The sequence below is a fragment of the Latilactobacillus sakei genome, from assembly GCA_002953655.1.
GTDB lineage: Bacteria > Bacillota > Bacilli > Lactobacillales > Lactobacillaceae > Latilactobacillus > Latilactobacillus sakei_A.
This window is the reverse complement of sequence record CP025839.1, coordinates 1695488-1717221: the sequence shown is the minus strand read 5'-3', so window position 1 is coordinate 1717221 and position 21734 is coordinate 1695488. Positions and strand designations below refer to the sequence as shown.

General features: G+C 42.2%; 21 protein-coding genes. 17 read left to right on the top strand and 4 right to left on the bottom strand.

All coding sequences use genetic code 11. The annotated features are described in order from the left end of the window. The first annotated feature begins 175 nt into the window (after positions 1–175). Complete coding sequence (gene ligA / locus C0213_08545) at positions 176–2209, top strand: DNA ligase (protein ID AUX12465.1); 2034 nt, start codon at positions 176–178, stop codon at positions 2207–2209. A gap of 82 nt (positions 2210–2291) precedes the next feature. Next, positions 2292–3419 (top strand): CamS family sex pheromone protein, encoded by a 1128-nt coding sequence (locus C0213_08540; GenBank protein ID AUX12464.1) that lies wholly within the window; start codon positions 2292–2294, stop codon positions 3417–3419. A 69-nt stretch (positions 3420–3488) separates the two neighbouring features. Here the strand turns inward: C0213_08540 and C0213_08535 are convergent, their stop codons facing one another. Beyond that, entirely contained in the window at positions 3489–4064 is a 576-nt protein-coding gene (locus tag C0213_08535) for a hypothetical protein (protein AUX12463.1), read from the bottom strand. A 329-nt stretch (positions 4065–4393) separates the two neighbouring features. Between C0213_08535 and C0213_08530 the strand changes: the two genes are divergently transcribed. The 7 genes from C0213_08530 (at position 4394) to C0213_08500 (ending at position 12754) form a co-directional block, all read left to right on the top strand. Beyond that, entirely contained in the window at positions 4394–4690 is a 297-nt protein-coding gene (locus C0213_08530; GenBank protein ID AUX12462.1) for an Asp-tRNA(Asn)/Glu-tRNA(Gln) amidotransferase subunit GatC, read from the top strand. A gap of 2 nt (positions 4691–4692) precedes the next feature. After that, complete coding sequence (gene gatA / locus C0213_08525; protein AUX12461.1) at positions 4693–6159, top strand: Asp-tRNA(Asn)/Glu-tRNA(Gln) amidotransferase GatCAB subunit A; 1467 nt, start codon at positions 4693–4695, stop codon at positions 6157–6159. After that, positions 6159–7589, top strand: a complete 1431-nt coding sequence (locus C0213_08520; protein AUX12460.1) for an Asp-tRNA(Asn)/Glu-tRNA(Gln) amidotransferase GatCAB subunit B — start codon at positions 6159–6161, stop codon at positions 7587–7589. The genes gatA and C0213_08520 overlap by 1 nt, the downstream gene beginning before the upstream one ends. Positions 7590–7609: 20 nt before the next feature. Continuing rightward, on the top strand, positions 7610–8638 hold the full coding sequence (locus C0213_08515) for a diacylglycerol kinase (protein AUX12459.1): 1029 nt from the start codon (positions 7610–7612) through the stop codon (positions 8636–8638). Positions 8639–8720: 82 nt separating this feature from the next. Continuing rightward, complete coding sequence (locus C0213_08510; GenBank protein AUX12458.1) at positions 8721–10085, top strand: 23S rRNA (uracil(1939)-C(5))-methyltransferase RlmD; 1365 nt, start codon at positions 8721–8723, stop codon at positions 10083–10085. Positions 10086–10602: 517 nt separating this feature from the next. Beyond that, positions 10603–11874 carry a PTS sugar transporter subunit IIC gene (locus C0213_08505; GenBank protein ID AUX12835.1) on the top strand — a complete coding sequence of 424 codons (1272 nt, stop codon included), beginning with the start codon at positions 10603–10605 and terminating at the stop codon, positions 11872–11874. Next, the gene (locus C0213_08500; protein AUX12457.1) at positions 11867–12754 is read left to right on the top strand and encodes an acyltransferase; all 888 of its coding nucleotides are present in this window, start codon (positions 11867–11869) and stop codon (positions 12752–12754) included. The genes C0213_08505 and C0213_08500 overlap by 8 nt, the downstream gene beginning before the upstream one ends. Positions 12755–12799: 45 nt before the next feature. On the opposite strand, the gene C0213_08495 is transcribed toward C0213_08500, so the two are convergent. Continuing rightward, positions 12800–13717: an SPFH/Band 7/PHB domain protein gene (locus C0213_08495; protein AUX12456.1), complete on the bottom strand. Its 918-nt coding sequence runs from the start codon at positions 13715–13717 to the stop codon at positions 12800–12802. A 27-nt stretch (positions 13718–13744) separates the two neighbouring features. Next, positions 13745–13939, bottom strand: coding sequence for a hypothetical protein (locus C0213_08490; GenBank protein AUX12455.1), 195 nt, complete (start codon positions 13937–13939; stop codon positions 13745–13747). 145 nt (positions 13940–14084) lie between these two features. On the opposite strand from C0213_08490, the gene C0213_08485 reads away from it, so the two are divergent. Together C0213_08485 and C0213_08480 are read left to right on the top strand one after the other, a co-directional pair. After that, positions 14085–14834 carry a glycosyl hydrolase gene (locus C0213_08485; protein AUX12454.1) on the top strand — a complete coding sequence of 250 codons (750 nt, stop codon included), beginning with the start codon at positions 14085–14087 and terminating at the stop codon, positions 14832–14834. Between the two features lie 15 nt (positions 14835–14849). After that, entirely contained in the window at positions 14850–15218 is a 369-nt protein-coding gene (locus C0213_08480) for a hypothetical protein (GenBank protein AUX12453.1), read from the top strand. A 240-nt stretch (positions 15219–15458) separates the two neighbouring features. Here the strand turns inward: C0213_08480 and C0213_08475 are convergent, their stop codons facing one another. After that, positions 15459–15803: a DUF4828 domain-containing protein gene (locus C0213_08475; protein AUX12452.1), complete on the bottom strand. Its 345-nt coding sequence runs from the start codon at positions 15801–15803 to the stop codon at positions 15459–15461. Between the two features lie 213 nt (positions 15804–16016). On the opposite strand from C0213_08475, the gene C0213_08470 reads away from it, so the two are divergent. The 6 genes from C0213_08470 (at position 16017) to C0213_08445 (ending at position 21694) form a co-directional block, all read left to right on the top strand. Next, a complete protein-coding gene (locus C0213_08470; GenBank protein ID AUX12451.1) occupies positions 16017–17015 on the top strand; it encodes a gfo/Idh/MocA family oxidoreductase in 999 nt (332 codons plus the stop codon). Positions 17016–17027: 12 nt separating this feature from the next. Further along, positions 17028–18374, top strand: coding sequence for a helicase (locus C0213_08465; GenBank protein AUX12450.1), 1347 nt, complete (start codon positions 17028–17030; stop codon positions 18372–18374). Positions 18375–18676: 302 nt separating this feature from the next. Then, positions 18677–19012 (top strand): PTS lactose/cellobiose transporter subunit IIA, encoded by a 336-nt coding sequence (locus tag C0213_08460; protein AUX12449.1) that lies wholly within the window; start codon positions 18677–18679, stop codon positions 19010–19012. 26 nt (positions 19013–19038) lie between these two features. Next, on the top strand, positions 19039–19461 hold the full coding sequence (locus C0213_08455; GenBank protein ID AUX12448.1) for a DUF3284 domain-containing protein: 423 nt from the start codon (positions 19039–19041) through the stop codon (positions 19459–19461). A gap of 15 nt (positions 19462–19476) precedes the next feature. Then, positions 19477–20925: an aryl-phospho-beta-D-glucosidase gene (locus C0213_08450; protein ID AUX12447.1), complete on the top strand. Its 1449-nt coding sequence runs from the start codon at positions 19477–19479 to the stop codon at positions 20923–20925. Between the two features lie 241 nt (positions 20926–21166). Then, on the top strand, positions 21167–21694 hold the full coding sequence (locus tag C0213_08445) for a transcription repressor NadR (GenBank protein ID AUX12446.1): 528 nt from the start codon (positions 21167–21169) through the stop codon (positions 21692–21694). The last annotated feature ends 40 nt before the right edge of the window (positions 21695–21734 follow it).

Sequence of the window (21734 nt, the reverse complement as noted above, 5' to 3'; positions counted from 1 at the left end):
AAATTTTGTTAAGCACAGAAATATGCCTGCTGGAACACGTTTAAAATCAGAGTGTCTTTTTGTTGTGTTTAGCAACTGAGCCTTAATACAAAATAGCACTTAATCAAGGTTTTAAGATTAAGCGGAAGTTGTTACCACAAAAAGCACGTTTTAATCCAACAAAGGAGTGTCCAATATGGGTTTAGCCAAACCAGTTGAAGATTATACCCAGAGTGAGGCGGCTTCACTTGCGCAACAATTGCGTGATCAATTAGCCGACTACAGTCAGGCGTACTATACACAGGATGCGCCCTTAGTGGAAGATCATGTGTATGATGAACTATATCGCGATTTAGAACAGCTCGAAGCCGCTTTTCCGGTCATCGTTACTAATGATTCACCAACCCAAAAAGTCGGTGGACAGGTCTTACCAGGTTTTAAAAAAGTCACGCATGAGATTCCGATGTTATCGATGGGGGATGTCTTTTCTGAAGCCGAGTTGGCGGCGTTTGACCAACGGTTACGGAAAAATACCGAAACAGAGATTGATTATAATGTTGAGTTAAAAATCGATGGCTTAGCGATTGATTTAATTTATGAAAAAGGTCGCTTTGTTCGCGGTGCCACGCGGGGGAACGGGACAATTGGCGAAGATATTACTCAGAATTTAAAGACCATCAAAGCGATTCCACAAAAACTAACGCGCCCTGTTTCAATCGAGGTCCGTGGCGAATGTTACATGCCCAAAGCGGCTTTTGCGGATTTGAATCAAAAACGAGAAGCAGAAGGCCAAGCGCCATTTGCTAATCCCCGGAACGCGGCGGCTGGTAGTTTACGCCAATTGGATGCTAAGGTGGCAGCCGCTCGTCAATTGAGCGCCTTTATTTATACGATTGTCACGTTTGATGATGTGCAAGTGACAACGCAAAGTGAGGCCCTCCATGTTTTAGCGGAATTAGGCTTTAACGTGAATCCAACGTCTGTTGTTTGTCAAAATATGGCTGAAGTACAGGCATTTATCGAACAATACCAAGGAACACGGAACGATTTGGCGTACGGCATCGATGGGGTTGTGTTAAAAGTAAACGACCTCGCGCTCCAACGTCAATTAGGTAATACAGTCAAAGTGCCCCGTTGGGAAATTGCCTATAAATTTCCACCTGAAGAAGCGGCCACTGTTGTTCGTGAAATCGAATGGACTGTTGGCCGAACGGGAGTTGTGACACCAACAGCGGTGATGGATCCGGTTCAACTAGCGGGAACGACCGTTGCGCGGGCATCGTTACACAATGCGGATATGTTGCGTGACAAAGATGTCCGCTTGCTTGATACAGTACTTCTGCATAAAGCAGGGGATATTATCCCTGAAATTTCGCAAGTTGTTTTAGCCAAACGCCCTAGCGATAGCCAAGCCTACGGCATACCAACGACTTGTCCATCGTGTGGTCACGATTTAGTGCATCTGGATGAAGAAGTCGCATTACGCTGCATTAATCCAATGTGTCCGGCTCAAATGAAGGAACAACTTACCCATTTTGCTTCTCGGAACGCGATGAATATCGATGGCTTAGGGCCACGGATTATTACCCAATTGTTGGAAAAAGAGTTGATCCACGATGTGGCCGATTTATACCGGTTAACAGCGGATGATTTAGCCCAATTGGATAAATTTAAAGAAAAATCTATTAATAATTTATTAAATGCCATCGATGCTAGTCGCCAGAATTCGCTAGAAAGGTTATTATTTGGGTTAGGGATTCGCCATGTGGGTGCTAAAGCTGCCCGTTTATTGGCTGAACATTTCCAAACCTTAGCAGCCTTGATGGCGAGTGATCAAGAAACCATCATTACGGTTGATACGATTGGCACGATTATTGCCGACAGCCTGGTGACTTATTTTGCGGATAGCCAAGTCCAAACCTTGATGGCAGAATTAGAAGCAGTCGGCGTTAATTTAACTTATACCGGTGTTACTAAAGCCCAAGCAGCAACTAGTGACAGCTATTTTAACGGTAAGACGGTTGTTTTAACAGGTAAATTAGAGCAGTATACACGTGGTGAATTGAAGCAATTGCTTGAAGATAACGGCGCGAAGGTCACAGGTTCTGTTTCTAAGAAGACGGATGCGTTAATTGCGGGTCAAGATGCTGGTAGCAAGCTTGAAAAAGCACAGTCGTTGGCAATCCCCATTATTAATGAAGCCGATTTAGATAATTATTTGGCGCAGTAGGTAAAGTTCGGTATAATAACCAAGAGCGCGCGTTTAATTTACTTAACGCGCTTTAATCGGAATTAAGGAGGCACCATTCTCAGTGGCAAAGTATAAAATATGGGTCGTTGCAGCAGCAACTCTTTTATTGTTAGCAGGTTGCACAAGTCTTCCAGGCACTTCATCGAGTTCAAGTAGTAAAGCGACTAAAAAATTACAAACAACGGGTAAAGTGACCGATAGTATGTATGAAGGCGTAATTGATAATGGTCAGTATAAAACTAGTCAGACTCGAGGATTAACAACGCAACAGAGTAATACCTCTTTTGATGTTAAGAGTCTTGAGAGTGGGCTTCTTAAACTATCCAAAGAACAATTTCCAACTTCAAAATATGTTTTCCAAGAAGGGCAAAGTTTAAAGACCGCTCAAGCGCAAAAATGGTTAGCACGTAAATCAAAAACAAATACAGAGGGCTTAAACCCCGAGGATAATGGTCAAAAAGATCCAAATAAACGGAATCCAATTTACCTTCAACAGATATTGGAACAAGATTATTTAGGCGAAGATGGCAGTATGAAGGGCATGAGTATTGGCCTAGGGATGAATCAAGTTGATTATTATACCAAGGAACAATACGGTGCAACGTTTGAAACGAAGATTTCAAAAGCAATGATGACCCAACAAGGCAAACAAATGGCTAACAAGGTTTTAAGCCGGATGCGTCAAAAGAAGGGCCTCAGCGATACGACAATTGTCATCGGGCTTTATAAACAAGCCCCTAAGGATAGTTTAGTTGGTGGCACATTCTTCGCTTATGGGGTCAGCAAAAAAGGCAGCACGACGATTGATTCATGGCACGAATTGAATCAGGAAAATCAGGTACTACCAGTGGTAAATGATGAAAAAGCAATTAATCAAGACGACGCGACAGCTTTTAACAGTTTTAAAACACAAGTTGAAACGTTCTTCCCGAACTTAAGTGGTGTGACCGCTCAGACGCATTATGAAGAAGGCGTCTTAGCAGGTATGAATATCACGGTTAATACGCAATTCTACAGTGAAACGGAAATTATGAGTTTTACACAGTATATTGCGACAGCCGCGGATAAGTATTTACCACGTAATATTCCGCTGGATATCTCAATTACATCGGCGGAAGGGATGCAAGCCTATGTTGGACGTGCATCAGGGAGCAAGGGCTTTACGACACATGTCTTTGGCAGTTATTAATATTAAATAAAGTATTCAAAAAGCCCCCGCTAATCACCTTAATAGGTGATTAGCGGGGGCTTTTTTTAATTAGAGGGCTTTAATGGCATGTGCAATCACTTTTTCTAGGGGCTGCATCACTTGTGCTGAAGCCCAGTCAAATGTGAGTTGTTTAATGGTTGCAACACTTGGCATTGGTTTGAATTTTTCTTTTTTAGGTTGTGCTTTTTTAACAGGTGCTGGTTGTTTAGTAGCAGTAGTTGCTGGTGTTTGTTGTTCGCTAACGGCAGGTGCAGCTTCTGCAACCGGTTGAGCGGTCGTTTGGGTTGTTGTTGCAACGTCTTCAGTATCACCAGTTTCAGCAGGTGCAGTTTGGCTCGTTGTGCCATCCGCATATTCCCAATAGTGTTGTGTTTGACCGTTGATAGTTTCTTCAACTTCAACAGGAGAATCATCATTGAAGTCCATTTCTAACCAAGCATCATTCACTTCTTCTTCAGCCGCCCGTTCTTCGGCGGCTTTTGCTTGCATTTCTGGGGTGATGCCTGAGAAAGTAACACCGACAGTAGAAGTAGCAGCTGAAACGGATTGTTGTTGAATTGTTAGTCCTGCGAATAAGCTAAGGCTAGCAACGGCTAAAAAACGAGTAAATGATGTAATGGTCATAATAAGTTCCTCCTTGAAATAATGATTAAATGATTATTTCTTATAACGTATTTGTCTAGACAATTATATAACTTTAATCGTATGGTTGTCTATCATTCATTGTTATGAATAATATCGAGTCCTAATCAGTTGTATAAGATATATTGTTGGCAGTAATGATAAAACTAATTAGGGTAAAAAGTTTTAATTAGCAACTAATGATAACGATTACAAGAATAAGTTATAGAAAACGACCAAATTCCGGGTGATGTCACTTTCATCTAAGGTAATATATGGTAAAATTAATCAGAATGGATAAATAGTGACTGAATTAGAAAAGGGGTTTACTCATGATTGATAAAAAACAAGTTCAGCATGTCGCAGAACTTTCCAAATTAGCTTTCAGTGATGAACAATTAGAACAATTCACTGAACAACTTGCCGACATCATGAAAATGACTGATGAATTAAACGAAGTGGATACCACAGGTGTTCCCGTAACGACTCATGTAAATGGCCTCAAGAACATTGTTCGCGAAGATGTTGCCCAACCAGGGACAGATCGTGAAATTTTAATGAAGAATGCACCAGATTCAGCAGATGGCTTATTGAAAGTGCCTGCTATCATGGACAAGGAGGAAGCCTAACCGTGGATTATTTAAACGAAGATTTACAAAGTGTTCATGACAAACTAGTTGCTGGTGACTTAACGGCTAGTCAATTAGTAACGGATACATTAGAAACGATTAAAACCAAAGAACAACAAGTTGATGCTTTCTTAACAATTGATGAAAAAGGCGCTCAAGAAGCGGCTGCTAAAATTGATGCCCAACCAATCGATGCTGATAACTTATTAGCCGGGATGCCAATTGGGATTAAAGATAACTTATTGACAGACGGTGTGACGACAACGGCTGCTAGCAAGATGCTTGCTAACTTCAAACCTGTTTTTGATGCGACTGTTGTTGAAAAATTAAAGGCTAAAAAGGCCATCATGATTGGTAAAACTAACTTAGATGAATTTGCCATGGGTTCTTCAACGGAAACGTCTGCTTTCAAGAAGACTAAAAACCCTTGGGACCTGGATAAAGTGCCTGGTGGTTCTTCAGGTGGCTCAGCGGCTGCTGTTGCCGCTGGTGAAGTGGTGGCTGCTTTAGGGACAGATACTGGTGGTTCAATTCGCCAACCCGCTGCTTTTAACGGGATTGTCGGTATCAAACCAACTTATGGCCGTGTGTCACGTTGGGGTGCCATTGCTTTTGCTTCAAGTCTTGATCAAGTCGGGGTCTTTAGCCGAACGGTTGCTGACAATGCAACTGTTTTACAAGCCATTAGTGGTCATGATGAAAAAGATAGTACCAGTGCTGACTACGAAGTGCCTGATTTCCGGGCTGTTTTAAACGGCGACATCAAGGGCATGAAGATTGCCGTGGCCAAAGAATACATGGCAGAAGGTGTTGAACCAGCTGTTAAGGCCCAAATCGAAGCTGCTATTGAAACCTTTAAGTCATTGGGTGCAACAGTTGAAGAAGTTAGCTTGCCACATTCTCAATATGCGGTTCAAACTTACTACATCATCGCTTCAAGTGAAGCCTCATCTAACTTGTCACGTTTTGATGGCATTCGTTATGGTTACCGTTCACCTGAAGCTAAGACACTTGAAGATGTTTACGTTAAATCACGTTCCGAAGGCTTTGGCGATGAAGTGAAACGGCGGATTATGCTTGGGACATTTGCGTTATCATCAGGTTTCTACGATGCTTACTTCAAAAAAGCAGGTCAAATGCGGACGTTAATCATTCAAGATTTTGAAAAAGTCTTTGAAGATTACGATTTAGTTGTGGGTCCTACAACCCCAACAACTGCCTTCAAACTAGGTGACAAGGTCACAGATCCGGTCACAATGTATATGAATGATATCTTAACGATTCCTGCTAACATGGCTGGCTTACCAGCAATGTCAGTACCTGCTGGTCTTGTTGATGGCATGCCAGTTGGGTTACAAATTATTGGGAAAGCCTTCGACGAAGAATCAGTTTATCGTGCCGGTTATGCCTTTGAACAAGCCACAGAATTTAACAAAAACGTACCAAGCTTTAAAGGAGGACAAGCCTAATGAATTTCGAAACAACAATCGGACTTGAAGTGCATATTGAATTAAAAACCAACTCAAAAATGTACAGTCCATCTCCTGTTAATTATGGTGCAGAACCTAATACCAATACGAATGTTATCGACTGGGGTTATCCTGGGACATTGCCTACTTTGAATAAGGGGGCTTATACACTGGGGATGATGGTTGCAACAGCGTTACATGCTGATATTGCGCGCGATACTCATTTTGATCGAAAAAACTATTTCTACCCAGATAATCCCAAGGCTTATCAAATCACACAATACGAACAACCACTTGGTAAAGACGGCTATATCGAAGTTGATGTTGATGGTCACAAGAAACAAATCGGGATTGCTGAATTGCATGTCGAAGAAGATGCCGGCAAGAATACCCATGGTTCAGACGGCTATTCATACGTCGATTTAAACCGCCAAGGAACGGCCTTGATCGAAATCGTCTCAAAACCTGACATGTCAACACCTGAAGAAGCCTATGCTTACCTTGAAACTTTACGGCAAATCGTTCAATTTACGGGCGCATCTGACGTTAAGATGGAAGAAGGTTCAATGCGGGTGGATACCAATATTTCTGTGCGACCAATTGGCGCTAAGCAATATGGTGTTAAATCAGAATTGAAAAACTTGAACTCGTTTAATCATGTTCGTTTAGGTTTGGCTTATGAAATCAAGCGTCAATCACAACTCTTAATTGCTGGTGAAACAATTCGCCCAGAAACACGTCGTTTTGATGAAAAATCAGGCGAAACCTACTTAATGCGGGTTAAATCTGGTGCCGATGATTACCGTTACTTCCCAGAACCAGATCTACCACCAATGCACATTGGCGATGACTGGTTGAAAGAAGTGCAAGACAATATGCCTGAAATGCCTGCTAAACGCCGGACACGTTACGTTGATGAATTAGGTTTACCAGAATACGATGCGGGTGTCTTAACGAACACGAAGGAAATGTCTGACTTCTTTGAAGCAGCTGTTGCCAATGGTGCTGCACCTAAGCAAGTTTCTAACTGGTTGATGGGCGAAGTGAATGCTTACTTGAACGACAAGCAAATTGACCTTCAAGAAACAGCACTCACCCCAGAACATTTGGCCCAAATGATCAATTTGATCAAAGACGGGATTATTTCATCGAAGATTGCTAAAAAGGTTTTCCAAGAAATTATCCAAAATGATACAGATCCAAAAGCATGGGTTGAAGCTAAAGGCATGGTGCAATTATCAGATCCTGCTAAATTAACACCAATTATCACAGGCATCCTTGACGATAATCAACAATCAATTGACGATTTCAAGAACGGTAAAGACCGGGCAGTTGGCTTCTTAGTTGGTAAGATTATGAAGGAAACACGTGGTCAAGCCAATCCGAAAGTGGTTAATGACTTATTGATGGCTGAATTAAATAAACGATAATCGAGAATTAGGAGATTCATATGCAAAAACGTGCACGGTTAATTTATAATCCAACTTCAGGACATGAAGTAATGAAGCGCAGTGTTGCTGATATTCTGGATATTTTAGAACAAGCGGGTTATGAAGCGAGCGCTTATCAAACAACACCTGAACCAGCATCAGCGCAAAAAGAAGCGACACGTGCTGCCAAGGATAACTTTGATTTAGTGGTTGCCGCCGGTGGTGATGGCACAATCAATGAAGTAGTCAACGGGATTGCAGGACTAACAAAACGCCCTAAAATGGCGATTATTCCTGCCGGGACAACTAATGATTATGCGCGTGCTTTGAAAATTCCGCGTGACAATCCAGTGGATGCAGCGAAGGTGATTTTAAAAAATCAAACGCTCAAAATGGATATCGGTCAAGCAAACGATAATTATTTCATGAATATCGCCGGGGGCGGTTTGTTGACAGAGTTGACGTATGAAGTCCCTTCTGATTTCAAATCAATCTTTGGTTATTTAGCGTATATTGTCAAAGGCGCAGAAATGTTGCCTCAGATTAAGCCGATTCAGATGCACCTTGAATATGATGAGGGGACTTATGACGGCCAAGCATCATTATTCCTATTAGGGTTGACGAATTCGGTCGGCGGGTTCGAACAAATTGCGCCTGACGCACAATTGGATGACGGTAATTTCTCATTAATCGTGGTCAAGACGGCTAATATGGCCGAATTAGTTCATTTGATGGCGCTTGTCATTAAGGGTGGAAAGCATGTCAATGACCCACGGATTATTTATACGAAGACGTCTAAGTTAGTGGCGCGACCAGCTGATAAAAACGATAAGATGATGATTAATCTAGATGGTGAATACGGTGGCGATGCGCCAATGACATTTATTAACTTACAACAGCACATTGAAATGTACGTTAATAAAGAAGCGATTCCGGATCACGCGATCACAACGGAGACACCAGAAGAGCTCGCAGCAGAAAATCAATTCGTTAAAGAAGTCGAAGAAATATCGAAAGAAGATATCGACGGTGACGGTAAAATAGGTTAAACTAAACTATTAAGCGAAAAGAGTCCGGCGCAAAACCTAGTTTTGTTTCAGACTCTTTTTAAACAACAAAAAAGAGGTTACTATGAAAATTCAAGCACCAGTAAGAAAAAATGAAAAGTTAACGGTTGATATTATGGATTTGACCTATGAAGGCATGGGCGTTGCCAAAGTTGACAACTACCCATTATTCATCGAAGGTGTCTTGCCTGATGAACAAGCCGAAGTAGAAGTTACAAAGGTCAACAAACAATACGGTTTCGCACGTTTGGTTAACTTATTAAAGAAAAGCCCAGATCGTGTTGAATCAAAAGCGAATATCTACTCACAAACTGGGATTGCCCCACTACAACACTTGGCATACCCAGCCCAATTAACGTTTAAACGCAATCAAATCTTAAATGTTTTCCAAAAAGCGCATTTAGATATTCCAGTCCAACCAACACTGGGGATGACTGACCCAACTGGTTACCGGAACAAGGCTCAAGTACCTGTTCGGTTTATCGATGGGGCCTTAATGACTGGTTTCTACCGGAAACACAGTCACCAAGTGATGCCAATGGAAGATTTCTATATCCAAGATCCTAAGATTGATGAAGCAATCAAAGTCGTTCGCGATATCTTACGTCGTTTCTACATTGATCCATACAATGAAGATACGCATAAGGGTGTCTTGAGAACGATCATGGTCCGTCGCGGTTATTATAGTCACGAAATGATGATTGTCTTCATTACACGGAGTAAGAAATTACCTGCTGCTCGTGAAATTGCCATCGAAATCAAGAAGGCTCTTCCAGAAGTAGTCAGCATCATGCAAAACGTCAATGCGGCTCAAACCAATGTCATTTTCGGTGATCAAACAAAATTAATCGCTGGCCGTGATTTTATTCGTGACGAATTAATGGGCTTGAAATTTGAAATTTCAGCACAATCATTCTACCAAGTGAACCCAGTGCAAACAGAAGTCCTTTACCAAAAGGCAATTGAAGCAGCTGAATTAACCGGTAATGAAACAGTAATCGATGCTTATTCAGGTATCGGGACAATTTCATTGGCAGTGGCTAAACATGCTAAGCAAGTTTATGGCGTTGAAGTCGTTGAATCAGCTGTCATGGATGCACGTCACAATGCTAAAATCAATGCGATTGATAACGTTGAATTCACACTTGGCAAAGCTGAAGATGTGATGGCCCAATGGCAAACAGACGGCCTTCAAGTCGATGCTTTAATCGTTGACCCACCACGTAAAGGCTTGGAACCAAGCTTTATCGAAGCCGTTGGTCAATTGAAACCGGCTAAGATGGTCTATGTCAGCTGTAACCCAGCAACATTGGCCCGTGATTTAGACTTGTTAGCCGCACAAGGTTACCAAGCAGAAGGCACACAACCAGTGGACATGTTCCCACAAACATTGCACGTCGAATCAGTAACCAAATTAGTATTAAAATAGAGTGTGACATCAGCCGGGGATATCATGAGGATTAGCAGAGGCAGGCGAATAACCGATAAAGTCGGTTGTTTGACTGCTGTCGCTAACCGGAATGATATGGCTGACGGAGCACGTTTAAGAACAAGAGTGCGTCATTAACGGGTACTTTTGAGCATTTGCCTAGTATTGTGAATAATCGGTGCAACCGATTATTTGCGATACGTAGCAAAGCGCAGAAAGTAGTTAATGAAAGCACGTTTAAAAACAAGAGTGTGTCGTCAGTCGGGATACTCTGAGGATTAACACAGAGTCGCGAATAATTGCGAAGCGATTGTTTGTGACTCAGAGTTAACCGGAGGAGTATGACTTACAGAGCACGTTTAAAAGACCGTTTAATCCTCCTTATGGGGATTAGACGGCTTTTTTTAATTGGCTAGGAAGAAAATCGTGCAAAATAGCAACGTTTCGGCTAGAATAAAGCCAATAAGAGAAATGATAAGAGGGTTAACAGATGAAAGTAATTGTTCAATCTAGATTGATGTTATTTGGACAGTGGATCACACGGATTCAAACTAATCACCCGTTGTATCAAATTATTCAACGGAGTTTAACGCTATTATTTCCGTTTGTGTTAATTGGTAGTTTAAGCCAATTAATTCAACTGACATTGTTTAATCGCCATAGTTTTATCGCAAGTATATTTCACCTTTCAGCTTGGCTAACGAAGCACAAGTATATGCAGGTGCCGTTTAATAGTTTAACGAGCTTGACCTTGGGGATTGTGGCAGCAATCGCGGCTTTTGCAACGGCGCGTTACACCGCCAAATATTACCGGCGGGATGAACAACTGGCGAGCATCACGGGCTTAGTCGCCTATCTTTTATTAGCTTTGCGCTATACGCCCAATGGTGAATTGACGTTTAATGCAAATTTGCTGGGGATGGGGGCGCTCTTTTTCGGTTTGTTTATCGGTTATTTGGTGGGACTCGTCTTCAAATGGTTAGGTAAACCCCAACAGGTCGCTAACCCCAATAATGGCTCAATTGTGGGGCGGTCGTTGGCTTCGTTAGTACCGATTACCTTGATTATTCTGGCTGCCGTTTTAGTCGGACTATTACTCAACTGGCTGGAATTTTCGATTTTACCAGATCAGGTTATCTTGAAATTACAAAATTTAAAAGCGAACCAAACCAGTTTGATTTTTTCACTTGGGATCGGGGTCCTCGTTACGATTCTGACATTCTTCGGGCTAACCAGTATGCCAACGCTTGAACAGTTTGGCCGTGATGGGTTTGCCGCAACGGCTAACTTAAATTATGCCTTCTTGCACCATACCCCATGGCATGTGCCGTATCCGTTTACGTTAGGAACGCTTTACGGGCCATTTGGCGCCATTGGCGGGACGGGTGGTACATTGGCCTTAGTGATTGCTATTTTCCTGTTCAGTCGCCAACGTGACCAACATTTGATTGGCCGGTGGTCATTAATACCGGTACTCTTTAATTTCAATAGTGCTGTTTTAACGGGATTGCCAGTTTTAGGGAACGGGTTATATATTATTCCGTTTCTGTTAACGCCACTGGTCAATATGGGGATTGCGGCCCTGGCGATTGCACTCAATTTGATGCCAGCAGTGGTCTACAACGTACCGTTAGGAACCCCGGGATTGCTACAGGCATTTATTGGGACTAATGGTAACTGGATGGCATTGGTCATTAGTTTGCTAAACGTACTGGTCGGGGTTTTGATTTATAAACCATTTATCCAACTTGCTAATCGCTTGCAGGAAGGGGTTGACCAGGATGACTAAATTACAACGAAAAAGTTTAATCCTGCTTGGTTTGAGTTTCTTATTTTTAGGTGCGCTGGTGTGGCCCGCTGCCCAATGGACGCGCCAAAACGTGGCGACTTTAACCAAACGGCATGATTCTAAAATGTCACCGGTGATCTTTGTTCCAGGTAGTAGTGCGACTCAGAATCGCTTTGATGAGTTGGTCACCAAACTGAATAAAAAGCGGGGCAATAAGCATAGTTTATTGAAATTGACTGTCGATACCAATAATCATATCAGTTATTCTGGCGAAATTAAGCCGCGGGATAACGAACCTTTTATCGTGGTTGGCTTTGAAAATAACAAAGATGGCTACAGTAATATTAAGAAACAGGCTAAGTGGTTCTCAATCGCGTTCACGGCATTGGCCCAAAAATACCAGTTTAATAATTTTAAAGCGGTCGGGCATTCGAACGGTGGTTTGATTTACACAGCCTTTTTAGAGAATTATTTTAATCGGGACGACATTACCGTTAAAAAATTAATGACGATCGGCTCACCGTATAATTTTGAAGAAACCTCGTTGGCCCATAAATCGCAAATGTTAACGGATTTTATCGCCAATCGGAAGAAGATTCCCTCGAACTTATCGATGTATTCTATCGCGGGGACTGAGAACTTTGAAAACGATGGGATTGTGCCGGCGCGCAGTGTCGAGGCGGGGAAGTATATTTACCAGGGTCAGGTTAAGCACTATACCGAAATTACGGTTACCGGAGATCAAGCACAACATTCCGATTTACCGCAGAATCAGCAGATTATCAATCTACTCGAGCAATATATTCTTAATAAACCAGGTAACCGCATGAATCAGCCGCCAAAAGCGGGGGCTGATTCAGAAGACGAACAAGAGCACTAAAAAAGGCGCGCTGGACAAATGATTGTCCGGCGCGCCTTTTGAATATTATAGATGTTTGTCCTTATTCGCTAATAATTCGCCAACAGCTGGTAAGCTACCTAAGCTATCGATTGCTTTATTGGGGAGTACGATGGTGTTATTTTGACCGTCCGCAACGTGTTCCATGGCTTCGATATTTTTGAATTGCAAGTAAAGTTCGCCATTATTCACCAAACTAGAGTTGATTAAGTTAATTTGATCCTTAACTGCTTCAGCAACCGTTCTTTGACTTTGGGCTTTCCCCTCAGCTTCCAAGATTTGGGTTTGCTTGTTGGCTTCAGCTTCTAGAATATTTGCTTCCTTAACCCCTTCAGCCTTGCGGATGGCAGCAGCTTTTAGTCCTTCAGCTTCCATAATGTTAGCTTCTTTTTCACGGGAAGCACGGAGTAACTTATTCATTGATTCTTGAATATCATGTGCAACTTGGATGGAATCGATATTGACCCGATCAACATTTAAACCGTAGCCGGCGGTCACAGCACTCAATTGTTCAAAAAGGGTGTGATTAATTTGTTCTGTCCCGTTTAAAACATCGTTTAAATCCATATTCCCGATAATCCCACGCAGTTGGGCCCGAGTATCTTGTACCATACTCAAAACAGAATCCTTATTCTTGTAAACATATGAATTAACATCTGTGATGTGGTATTTAAGTGTTTCTGAAATCATGACCACAACATTATCCTTGGTGATGACTTCTTGTTCCGCTACTTTCAACGGAATTTGTTTCATATTAACCACTTCAGTGATGTGGTATAAAAAGGGGAAGACAAGGTGGAAACCAGGTTCCAAGGTCTTCACGTAAACCCCAAGTCGTTCTAAAATCCCCACTTCACCAGTATGAATCAAGGCAAAAGATGAAAATAAAGTGATGGCAATTAGCACCAAAATGACAATTAATAAAATCGTTAGAAAAATCCCCATATTAAAAACTTCCTCTCCAAAGTAAACTCAGTATTCTAAAATATTGTGTTGGGCCGTAACTGTTAAGTATAATGGTGATACATCAGTGACGACAACCAGTAGACCAGTTTCCGCTGGTCCGGTAACACGGTAATGATATAAGACGCCGAAAAAAGAAATCACGCCCGCCGATTGTGCATCGGGTAGCTGGAATGTTAACCCCAGTAAACGCTCATCTAGCATAATCCGCCTCCTTTGAACATATTGTAGACCATTCAAGTGAAAAGGCAAACAAAAGTGACAACGACGAACAAAATTGTTAGGTCGCTTGTTTGCGGTTAATGAAAATAGTAAACTAAGCGTACTAAGCTTAAGTTGGGGTGAAACGATGAAACGTCGAATGACGCCGATTTTTCAAGATAGTTTTCAAAAGCGCTATTGGCGCCGAATAGTTTTGCTAAGTCTCCTAGCGATTGCGGTGATCACTGGTATTTGGTGGTGGCTCCAAAATCGCACTGATCGACCTAATGAGCAACAATATCCCGTTTTAGGAGCTCAAATTAGTCAAGAAGATGGCTACCAGGATTATCAAATTTTAAAAAAAGAAGGTCTGAAATTCGTTTATTTAAAAGCGACCGAAGGGGCTTCCTATAAAGATGATAATTTCGATAGTAATTATAGTCGGGCAGAGGGTTCAGGACTATCAGTTGGGGTTTATCATTTTTTCAGTTTTGATAGCTCGCCTGAAGATCAGGCCCAACAATTTATTAAATCAGTCGGGCAAGATACCGGGCAATTGCCAATCATGGTTTATCTTTCTTATTACAACGATTATGCACAAAAACCGCCGGCCAAAGCCAAGACACAGCGGGCGCTTGCGCGATTTGTAACACTTATCAATCAGTATTATCATCAAGATTGTATTATCGGCGGTGCACCAGCATTATTGAAGCGTTATGTACCAACAAAAGGGACTTATCCATTGTGGCAAACAACGCAACAACGGCCAACAGTTGGGACTAAGAATGGTTTTTGGCAGTATACCACTGCTAGTAAAATACCGGGTGGCCGCGATGATTCCGAGTATCAATTGGCAGTTTTCACAGGGACACCGCAACAATGGCAAAAACTCAAATAGAAATGGAGTACAAACATGTTTAAACGCAAAGGTTGGTTGTTATTAATCATTATCGTGATTTTCTTTATTGGCGGTAGTTGGGGGATTAAGGAATATTATTACGGTGGTAAAACTTACTATACACAAATTACAACTGATGGCACGAAGCAAGTTGATAAGGATACGGAAGGCAAGTCGTATGTTTCTTATCAATATGATCAACCAGCTTACGATCAAGACGGTCATCAAAAAAAGGTGAGCTTTAACAGCGCCAAGCAGACACGATTACAAAAACAAGCCTACCTTGAGTTGAAAGTTAACGACCGCAAAGGCGTGATGTCGTGGCAAAAGGTGGATAAAGCGGACCTACCCAAAGCCGCTGCCAAGGCATTGGCTAAACAATAAAATAGGCAAAAAAAGAAGCCACCCGAATTTCGGGCGGCTTCTTTGTGGATAGATTGGCTTTTTCAACCTGATTCCTGTGCTTAACTCAGTGCCAAAACGTGAATAAAAGCACTCAGATTTGAAACGTGTCTTTTCAAGTCGCTTTCTGCGCTTAGCGTCGTATTGCAAACAACCGACTGCGTCGCTAATTCACAACACTATGCTAATGCTCAAAAACGGGGCACTTGAAAAGAGCACTCTTTATTTGATTGGGTATTCCGTGTCTTCTGCTTCGTCGTAGATTGAAACCGGTTGGTGGTTTTCACATGTAATTTTGAGTTGGTAACCAAAATGGTCGAGAAAAATAAGCTCGGTTTCACTTAACAAAATTACTTTGCCAGTTAGTGGTTTGTGATCAATCTGGATGAGTAAGTTTGGCGTGATTTCAAGCGTATGTCGTTTATGCGTTTTTTCATCATCAAAAGTCCAATGGCCTGCGTAAAAAGTCGCTATTTTACTAGCTTGGGTGGCCCGGGCCTTTTGTTGATATTGATGAATCGTTTGATCAAATAATTCTCGTGGTTTTTTAAATTCAAAAATTCGCATAGTCACACCTCAATTACTCTCTATTTTAGCACGAATTACGTGCCTTGCGTGCAATTAATTATCGGTCTTAAGGCGGATTTTATTAAGAATTATTAAAGAACGCGATTATTTATTAAAATACTTAATTGAGGTCACTAACTAGTAGTTGATTTTAATAGGTTTTTCTAACGAAAACCCGTATACTAAAACTATTAATTGAAGGAGTTGACTGACATGCAAAAATTAGGCATTATTGGTACAAACTGGATTACAGGACAATTTGTGAATGCTGCACGTGAGGCAGAAGCGTTCGAATTGACAGCGGTTTATTCAAGAACTGAAGAAAAGGCAGAGCAATTTAAAACAGACTATACTGCCCCTGAAGCAAATACGTATACAACCCTCACTGGCTTTTTTGGAAGCCGGGATTTTGAAACCGTTTATATTGCATCCCCCAACAGTTTACATTTTAAACAAGCTAAACAAGCAATTGAAGCCGGTAAAAATGTGATTGTCGAAAAGCCGGCTTTCAGTAATCCGGATGAAATGGCAGATATGATTGCTTTATTAGCGGATCATCCCGATCAGTTCTTATTTGAGGCCGCTCGCCAAATTCATGAAGCTAATTTCAAAATTGTGCAAGACGCGATTGCCAAATTACCAAGTATCAACGGGGCAACCTTGTCGTATATGAAATACTCATCTCGCTATGATGCCGTTTTAGCAGGTGAAGAACCTAATATTTTCTCACCTCATTTTTCAGGTGGGGCCTTACAAGATTTAGGCGTTTACGTTGTTTACGATGCACTCAGCTGGTTTGGACAACCCATCACGGTTGATTACCAAGCTGAAATGCTACCAACTAAGGTGGATGGTAAAGGGGTCGCAACCCTTCATTACCCAGATTACGATGTGACTTTAATCTTTGGCAAGACAGTGGATTCATATTTAACATCAGAAATTTATGGCGGCCAAAGCACAATTGTCTTAGATAATGCGGGCACAATTGGTCAAGTCGATTTATACGAAGATGGTGGTCAAAAAATAACATCCCTCGGCGAACAATCACTTGCTAATCCGATGATGGCTGAAGCGGCAACTTTTGCAACGATTATTGCTAATCACGACACAAAACGGTATCATGAATTATTACAACTAAGTCAATCGGTCAATGCCGTTTTATATCAATTAAGACAATCGGCCGGGATCCAGTTTGATGCAGATCAACATTAACGGAGGCAATACATGAGCGTTTCACCATTATTTCAAGCACTATGGGATGAACAAGGGTTTAAGGACCTTTCCCCAATTCAAGAAGCAGTTTACCAACCTTTAAAACAGGATAAATCAATTTTGGGCTTAGCCCCAACCGGTTCAGGGAAGACACTTGCATTTTCGCTCCCCTTATTAGAAAAGATTATGCCCGGTGAAGGTCTCCAAGTCTTAATCTTGGCCCCTTCACAAGAACTCGTCATTCAAACACGAGATGTCATTCAACCTTATGCCAAGGCGATTGACTGTAACGTCCAAGCGATTACTGGGAAAGCCAATGTTAAGCGCCAAATTGAACGATTAAAGGCGAAACCAGAAATTATCGTTGCAACCACTGGCCGTTTATTGGAACTCAGCGAACAACGCAAGATAAAATTCCATACGCTACAAGCCATTATCATGGATGAAGCGGATGAATTATTAACGGACAGTGGCTTATCAGAAACCCGCCACATTGTGCAAGAATCACCAGCTGATGTGCAATTGGGCTTCTTCTCAGCAACTTCAACGGACACACTAACCGATTTAGAAACTTGGTTTGGGGTCCCAATTGAAACAATTGATGTCCGGTCAATCGATAAGACTGGTGGGGATGTCCTACACGCCTTTATTCCAACTGGTAATGCGCAAAAAGTCAATGTCTTACGGCATTTAGCGCATCAAAAGAACTTTAGAGGTTTGGTGATCTTTAACCAGTCTGCTCAATTACTACAAGCGGCTCAAACCTTGAAACACCAAAAGGTAACGTATGCTGCTTTATCTGGCCAGGGACGCCAAACAGAACGTCAAAAGGCGTTAAAAGACTTCCGTGAAGGTAAGATTCAACTGCTTTTAGCGACGGATGTTGCTGGACGGGGCTTAGATATTACTGACTTACCATACGTCATTAACTTTGACGTGCCTAACGCTAAGATTACCTATATTCATCGGGCTGGTCGGACTGGTCGGATGGGTCGCGAAGGAACGGTATTAACGTTGGGTAACCAACATGATGGCCGTAACTTGCGGAAATTGTTAGCACCAGAATATGATTTAGTGACCCGTTATTTGGTCGGCGATCATTTGGAAGAAACCAAACCAGCAGTTGTGAAGGAAGCCGCACCGGTTCAAAAAGCCGCTGCCACACCAACGCAACAACCAACGAAAACACCGGTTGCTGATGACAAACCAATGGGTGAACGAAGTAAGGCAAAAGGGGCTAAGAAACCAGTGCCAACACGCCAACCGGCTGAACCTTTGAAACCAAAACGTAAGAAAAATCGTAAACGCGATCAAAAGAATAAGGGCTACCACAAGAAAAATAAAGATTTAACGGTCTAGCCCAAACGGAAAAGAAACCTTAATTTAGTTAAGGTTTCTTTTTTATTTGATCGCAATTGTGAGAGAGTGGGCAAGCTATTAATTGACAATTCCGGTTAAGCGTTTACAATGTAAGTAAGGGTTTTATTTCGTTTGACGGACACTTGAGCGAACGGACTCGCTGGAAATTGACTTTTAATTTGTAAGCCTTTTATCTAAATTGGACAAGACCACGTTAGACTTAAGTTATCCCTAATGGCCTTGTTACCACGAAGGGCAAGCCCGAAAGTCAGTGACGAGCTAAATTTTAGGAGGTGCCGACAATGGCAGATGAACAAAACTTAGAAACAATCATGGGACTGATTATTAATGGTGGGAACGCCAAGAGTAGTGCAATGGAAGCAATTCAGGCCGCTAAGAAGGGCGATTTTGACCAAGCTACTGCTAAATTAGAGGAATCAGATGCTGCATTATCAGAAGCACATAATGTCCAAACCGGGATGTTAACTAAGGAAGCCAGTGGCGACCATATTGATGTCACTTTATTAACCGTTCATTCTCAAGATCATTTAATGAACGCCATTACGTTCAGAGACCTTGCCGGCGAAGTGGTCGATGTCTACCGGAAGATGGCTGGCTTACCTGTTGAAACGTATTAAATTTAGGAAAAGAGCGTGATTGCGTTATGGAAATTAAACAAAATTTGAGTATGCCCGCGAGTGATTTCTATCAGAAGATTGTGACGTCTGTGTTATTTGATATCAAACAACAAACTGGCGAAAAAATTACCGAAGCGCAACTTGCTAATTATTCGTATCAAAAATCGTTTGGTAACCGTGGTCAAGCAACGTTGAAGGTTACTCAGTTGATCAAGGATCAGAGCTATCATTACGAAACAAGCTCCTCACGAGGGACTTACCAATCAAGTTATGATATTTTTGCCAATGGGCCGCAAGCCATCCAAGTGATTTACCGGGAACAAGCCAAGGCAAACAGTAAATTACAACAAACGAATGATTTATTGATGGGTGCCGTTTTAGGCTTTATGAGAAAACGGGGCTTCAAAAAGATGTTAAAACAAATCGAAAAATCATATCTAGCGGGATAAGGAGAGAGTTTGATTATGGAATATCAACAATTGGCGCCATTCCCACAAGATTTTCTATGGGGTTCAGCTTCGGCTGCTTATCAAATTGAAGGGGCTTATCAAGAAGCGGGTAAGGGTCAGTCTGTCTGGGACCAGTTTGTCCGGATTCCTGGGAAGACCTTTAAGGCCACCAACGGGGATGTCGCGGTTGATCACTATCACCGCTATCAAGAAGACGTTGCGTTAATGGCCCGGGCGGGTTTAAAAGCCTATCGTTTTTCAATTTCGTGGCCCCGAGTATTACCTGCAGGGCGCGGCACGGTGAATGAAGACGGCTTAGCTTTTTATGATCGCTTAATTGATGAATTAATTGCTAATCAGATTGAACCGATTGTTACGATTTATCATTGGGACTTACCGCAAGCCTTGCAAGATGAATATGGTGGTTGGGAATCGCGGCAGATTATTCCGGATTTTACAGCTTATGCAGCCTTATTATTCGAACGTTTTGGCGATCGCGTGCGTCACTGGGTCACCTTGAACGAACAAAACATCTTCATCACGCACGGCTATTTAACCGCAGAACACCCACCAGCAGTGATGGATGCTAAACGGACTTATCAAGCTAATCATATGGCCAACTTAGCCAATGCCAGTGTCATTAAGTTGTTCCATGAAAAAGGGTATCAAGGTGGGATTGGCCCTAGTTTTGCCTATAGTCCCACCTATGCCTTAGATGCTGATCCAGTGAACCAGATTGCGGCCGATGATGCGGAGCAATTAAATGCTAATTTATGGCTCGATATTTATGCTTGGGGCCGCTATCCAAAGTTGATTTTGAATTATTGGGCCCGTGAAGGCTTGTTGCCAGATATCACGGCAGCAGACCAAGCATTACTACAAGACCCATTGGCCCGGCCTGATTTCATGGGACTTAACTATTATCAAACGACAACCGTGACGGCTAATCCATTGGTTGGGGGTGTCGGGTTAACCAAGCAAAATACCTCTGGGAAAAAAGGGACGAGCCAAGCAAGTGGCGTGCCCGGTCTTTTTAAGACGGCTGATAACCCGTATATGCAACAAACCGATTGGGATTGGAATATTGACCCAGAAGGGCTTAGAATGGCATTACGGCGCATTGAGAGTCGTTATAACTTACCGGTCTTAATTACCGAAAACGGTTTAGGCGCTTATGACCGCTTAGAAGGGGCCGGTCAAGTGCATGATGAGTATCGAATTGCCTTTTTAAAGGCCCACATTCAAGCAATTCAAGAAGCTATTACAGATGGCGTGACTGTTATTGGTTACACAACCTGGAGTTTCACGGATTTATTGAGTTGGACGAATGGTTATCAAAAGCGCTACGGTTTTGTCTATGTTGATCGAGATGAAACCGACGAAAAGGAACTTAATCGCTATCCTAAGGACAGCTTTTATTGGTACCAACGCGTCATTCGAAGTAACGGACAACAATTAAATTAAAAAAATGAAGACCTAGGACAAAAGTGATTTTTGTCCTAGGTCTTTTTTGATATTCAGATATGGATGGTTTTACCGTTTTTTGTCAGTAGCTTTCTGTGCTTAGCGTCACTCGTCAAACAACTGCTTGCAGCAGTTATTCGACGAGCGGCGCTAATGCTCGAAGCCAACCCGTTTCGAACGCACTTCCTTTTTTGTGCGATTGCGCTTAAAATAGCTGTATTAGAAAAAGTGAGGTGTGGTAATGACAACCCAACAAAGAAGAGACGCTATTTTGGCGGCGATTAAAGACAGTGACCAACCGATTAGCGCCAAGCAACTAGCCCAAACCTATCACGTGAGTCGCCAGACAATCGTGGGCGATATTGCGCTCATTCGCGCGCAGGGTGTCAATATTATTGCGACGGTCAGTGGCTATTATTACCAAACGACAACGCAACAAATTACCGGTTATCGTGCACAATTGGTGTGCCAGCATACTCAAGCCAAAACCCGTGCTGAATTAACCGCCATTGTTCAAAACGGCGGCCGAGTGATTGATGTCACAGTCGATCATCAAGTTTACGGTGAAATAACGGGACAATTAGGCATCAATAATTTGACAGATGTCAAAGGCTTTATGCAAAAAATTAAAAAATACCCCGAACAAAAACTACTCTCAACGCTCACTGGGGGGATTCACCTACATACCATTGAATGCGCTTCTGAACAGGATTTTGAACGGATTAAAGCGGCCTTGTCAGCACTTGATATTCTCTACGTCAACAATTAGGGTGTCTTGACACCTGTAAAGCTAAGAAGTATGATAAACA